Source organism: Okeania sp. (assembly GCF_983059655.1).
The window spans coordinates 1-5,343 of sequence record NZ_CEZPJD010000555.1; the positions used below are offsets into that span (position 1 = coordinate 1).

General features: G+C 36.1%; 3 protein-coding genes. All 3 read right to left on the bottom strand.

Annotation, left to right across the window (positions count from 1 at the left end; genetic code table 11):
• Positions 1–162 precede the first annotated feature (162 nt).
• Complete coding sequence (locus tag AC3DU7_RS24005) at positions 163–2,373, bottom strand: peptidase domain-containing ABC transporter (RefSeq protein WP_488041818.1); 2,211 nt, start codon at positions 2,371–2,373, stop codon at positions 163–165.
• A 421-nt stretch (positions 2,374–2,794) separates the two neighbouring features.
• Positions 2,795–3,025: a hypothetical protein gene (locus AC3DU7_RS24010; RefSeq protein WP_488041819.1), complete on the bottom strand. Its 231-nt coding sequence runs from the start codon at positions 3,023–3,025 to the stop codon at positions 2,795–2,797.
• Positions 3,026–3,664: 639 nt separating this feature from the next.
• Positions 3,665–4,402, bottom strand: a complete 738-nt coding sequence (locus AC3DU7_RS24015) for a hypothetical protein (RefSeq protein ID WP_488041820.1) — start codon at positions 4,400–4,402, stop codon at positions 3,665–3,667.
• Positions 4,403–5,343 lie beyond the last annotated feature (941 nt).

Sequence of the window (5,343 nt, forward strand, 5' to 3'; positions counted from 1 at the left end):
ACTCCCCCGCTCCCCTACTCCTTAAAAAAGACTTTTTCAGCAAGCCCTATGTATATGTTTGCTAATATACTCACCGACATTGCTGCGAATTTAACTTCTGACTTCTGACTTCAGCTATACTACCGCTCAACCCAACCTAAATTTTTAGGCTGACAACTGAGTTTAAGAATTCAAAAAATCTAAATGATTTCCATGTTTTGCCCGTAAAGAAGCTACAGAGCCTTGCAATTCTAACTTACCATTATCCAATAAAATGATCCATTCAGCTCGACTAATTACCCTTGGTCTATGACTAATAAAAATTGTTGTTTTACCACGACGATGCAACAATAAATTCTCCAAAACTTCAGCCTCACTAACAGGGTCTAAACCAGAAGTTGATTCATCCAAAATTAATACAGCAGGGTCATTAACCATAGCTCTTGCTATTGCCAAACGTTGCCTTTGTCCGCCAGAAATATTTGCTCCAAATTCTCCTAAAACTGTTTGATATTTATCAGGTAAACGACTAATAAATTCATCCGCTCCAGAAATTTGACAAGCTTTAACAATTTGTTCAAAAGTTACTCCAGGCACTGCTAGTTGAAAATTTTCGATAATCGAACGACTCCAAAAATGAGCATCTTGAGGAACTAATGCTACCTGCTTTCTAAAAGAATCTATATCTAAATCTTGTAGGTTATAAATCCCAACCTGAATATTACCAGACTGCACGGGATACAAACCAGCAATTAATTTTGCCAAGGTACTTTTACCACAACCAGATTCACCAATTAAAGCGATAGATTTACCACCAGGAAATTTCACAGAAAAGTTTTCTAATAAATCAATTCTACCAGCGTAGTGAAAACTAATATTGGAGCAAATAATATCGGCTTTAGGACTAATTTTAGCATCAGGTTTTTGATGAGATTCATCAGTTTCTGGTGGATAATCAATTACTTCAGAAAGTCGTTTTGTAGCAGTCTGAACTCTGGTCAATTCATCCATCAATCCTACCAAAGTAGTAACCAAAGTTGATACATATTGATTCATAGTCACAAAAGCCAATAACTGACCAATACTTAATTCTTGAGCGATGACTAAATTACTGCCAAACCACAAGAGAAAAATATTAGCAATATTACTAACTAAACCAGAAAAAGTATCATTCACAATGCCAATTTGAGTAGTTCTAAAACTCAAGTTAGCCAACTTACCAAACCTGCCTTGAAACTCTTCCCAAAATTGAGGAGAGCTAGAGGTGGTTTTCAGAGTCATTGCTCCCTTGAAAGTCTCTACTAAAACACCCTGATTTTCTGCCTCCAAAGCAAATAAACTTCTAGTTTTTTGCTGTAATATTGGCAACAAAGCAATAGTTGATAAAGTCATAATTATTGCCATAAAAACAGCAACTATACTCAGGGAAAAACTGTAAATACACATCACAGTCAAAGAAACCAAAGCAATAAAAAATTGACTGGGCAAACTGACAATTACTTGAGAAACCAACTGATTAATTTCTTTAATATCCGTCAACCTACTAACAATTTCACCGCTGCGTCGTGTCTCATAATACTTTAATGGCAAACTCAAAATTTTTCGCCCAAATTCCATCACCAACCCTAATTCCAAACGTTGGGCAAAATGAGCAATCATATTAGATTGAACTAATTCCAAACAACTGCTAAAAACATTCATCACAATTACAGCAATTACCACACTGGTAAGTAACTGAAAATCACCCCGAACTAGCACATCATCAGTCAGAATTTGTACTAAAAAAGGAGAAGCAATAGAAAGTAAACCCAAGACAATATTCAGCAGAAAAACTTGAAGAATAATTTGCCGATAATACCAAACCCGTCTGAGCAATCTACTAATATTACTGACTTTTTCATCAGCCTCAGAAAAAAAGCGTTTTGCATCTGGTTCTACTAATAAACAGACCCAATCTCCCCAGGCTTCAGCTAATTCTTTTTTTGATAAAAAACGAACTCCAAGAGCAGGGTCAGCAATAATATATCTATCCCCTTGTTTGCCATACAAAACCACCCAATGATAGCCTTGCCAATGGATAATTGCAGGTAAAGGGGCACTTTCAATTTGGTCTAAAATTCCTGGATTTGCTTTGACAGACCTAGCATTAAAACCAATAGTATCTGCACCTTGTTTTAAACCTAATAATGTAGTTCCTTGTTGATTAGTACCGATAGTTTCTCTAATACGATTTATTGTTAAATTACGACCATGATATTTAGCAATAGAAGCCAAACAAGCTGCCCCACAATCTTCTTCACTTTGCTGGAGAATTAATGGATATTTATTAACATTATTTATTTCGCGATCGCTAGATGCTTTTGGTAATATTGGTACTGGTACTATATCTAACATAATAATTTGAATTTTAAATAAAAAAAAAGGAAGGCAGAAGGGAATATTGGTTCAAAGAGAAAAGTTTTTTTTATTGCACTATTATCTGGGCATGATATTAGTCCTCATTCCTCAGTCCTGGTAAAGTCAGGAAATTCAGAAATAGAATAGGAGAAAAAAGTTGAAATTTGCTCCCATCTCCCCCACTCCCCTACTCCCCTACTCCCCTACTCCCCCACTCCCTATCTTTAAGCTATATTTCATCCCAAATAACTACTTCTGTTGACTAGGGAGTAAATCAGAAAAAAGCACCCATAAAACTATGGATGCCTCATTTGACTAAATATCAATCAAAGTTATAATTCCACCATTACCGAATAATTAATAACTAAATAATTATGGTTTGTAATTATCAATTATCAATTATCCATTATCCATTAATTTAGTAGCAGCCACGACCACGATATCCACCATAACCATAGCTACTACGACGGTAACCATAGCTTACAGAGCGACCGTATTCATACCTATCATAGTAGTAGCGAGGGCGACCGTAGCCATAATATACAGGGCGACCGCGACGGTAACCATCACAACCACAACCACCATTAATAGTAGCAGATTCTTCAGTGGAAATATCGGAAAATAGTTCGTTGTTTTGAGTGTCTTGCATGATTTTTTTCTCAGAGTTAATTAGATCGACAAGCTAGTATAAATTTATGTTCATTTATTTAACTATCTTGTGATGTATAGTCTATTCTTCTTGAAGTGGAATGTAGCTTCAGGATATTTTTTTTAATTTCTATAGATCGGTTTTTGTTGGGCTGCAGTTTTGTAGGTTGGGTTGAGCGGAGGGAAACCCAACATAATGTATTTTTATAGGATTTCACTTTGTTGTACTCAACCTAATTGTTATCTTATTATCTTGCTTTGTTGGGTTGCGCTACCGCTTAACCCAACCTACGTTTTATTTTCTGCCAATATTACCATCAAAAATTCGCCTTTCATGAAGCTCCTATATTTGCTTATACAGCAGTTTTTATTTCAGTAAACCCCTTGTAGAAACTTTCTCTGAAACATCCCTACAAGGATTTGGGTTTTTACTGTGTAGTTCACCTACTCTGAAAAATGCTGGAAACCTTTCTATTACACTTACTCAAATCCGAAGGTTGCCAGGTAAGGTAAGGTTTATTGAAAGTAATCTACCCGAAGCTTTTTGTTGAGCTGGCTTCTGTGAGAATCACCGACCGCAGTTTTTCACCTTATTCTCAACACTAGGGTTGAATCTTTTGAAATTAAAGCTACTTATGCACTAAAACAAACTTTCAGTCTCGAAGAAGCCCATAGATGTCAACTCGTCTTCTAACGTAGTAACCTCAAAGAATTCACTAGGCATGAATAAAACTTCACCTCCTTTCATTTCTTCTTGAAGTTCCAAGGGGATAGCAGTTCCTTCTTCAAATACGAACACCTGTTTTCCAGGCTCAAGAACTTCAGGGAGTAAGAAGTTATCTGCAAGAGCTTCTTCTTCTCGTCGAGCTAATTCATCGCTAATATTTCCTTGAACTTCGGATAAAGCTCCTTGCAAGTCTCTTGTCGTCACGATTTCTAATGCCGGTCCTTGGAATCCTAGCTCGGAGAGAGATCCACCAGCTTCTAATTGCTCAATTCCCTGAATCAGATTCGCTTCGGCCTCTCTCAAACTTGTTAGCCGATCAGGCATTTCAGAGTTGGTTTCTGCTTCAGAACCGTCTTCTTCTGCCTGAAAACTTTCTTCATAATTCCCCAAGCCATGACGATTCATAAAAGAGTCAATGGAAGAAGGCTCTACAAATGCAAAGGAAGATAGCAACGCAGTTGGATCGTTGATGTATTCAGCATTACCTACTAAAGTTGTATATCCTTCAGATAAAGAATCACCAATTAGAAGATCGTTACCCTGTTGTTTCAATTCAATAAAGAAAGGAGTATTTGGCTCCTCAGAAAAGGTAGAAAGAGACGGGTTTTCTTCCAAAGAATTATTGCCCGTACCTCCAGTGATTGGGTCCATAATTAAACCTCAGACTAAACATCAGGATTTATCGGAATAGATTAACTTAATATTATTTAATTCCGATATTTTCACTATACCAATAAGCTAATGGAATAATTCAATTATAAATAATAGTTATTTTTTTTTTTTTAATATAATTTTTTCTTTTGCAAACTAATATAGGCGAAATACGCATACAAATTTAAGTAAAGTGGATGTATATACAAATGTAAGTTAATTTTTTTCAAAAATGTATTCGATATTTACCGGCTTAATATATCAATAATTGTTGAATTTATATATAACAATTTTTTTTGATAACATCAATAATTTTTGTTATTTTTGTAGGTTGGGTTGAGCGGAGGGAAACCCAACATAATGTATTTTTATAGGATTTATCCTACAGATAAGCTCTGCTAACACTTTGTTGTACTCAACCTACTTATTATCTTAATTATCTTGGTTTGTTGGGTTGCGCTGTCGCTTAACCCAACCTACTTGTTACCTTATTTTGGTTTTTGTTGGGTTGCGCTGTCGCTTAACCCAACCTACTTGTTACCTTATTTTGGTTTTTGTTGGGTTGCGCTCCGACGCTTAACCCAACCTACAATTTATTCTCTACTCCGTACCAGTTGGGAGCAAGTCTTTCTCTATAATCTCTAGAGCGTGCATCCGACAGATAACCTAGTTCATAATTAGGGTCAGACGTATATACTAAGTAATGTAATATATCGCCAAAATTAGTTGTATCATAAAGTTAATTTTGTAGGTTGGGTTGAGCGGAGGGAAACCCAACATAATGTGTTTTTATAGGATTTATCCTACAGATAAGCTCTGCTAACACTTTGTTGTACTCAACCTACTGACTACTGACAATATTTTGGTTTTTGTTGGGTTGCGCTACCGCTTAACCCAACCTACTTGTTACCTTATTTTGGTTTTTGTTGGGTTGCGCTCCG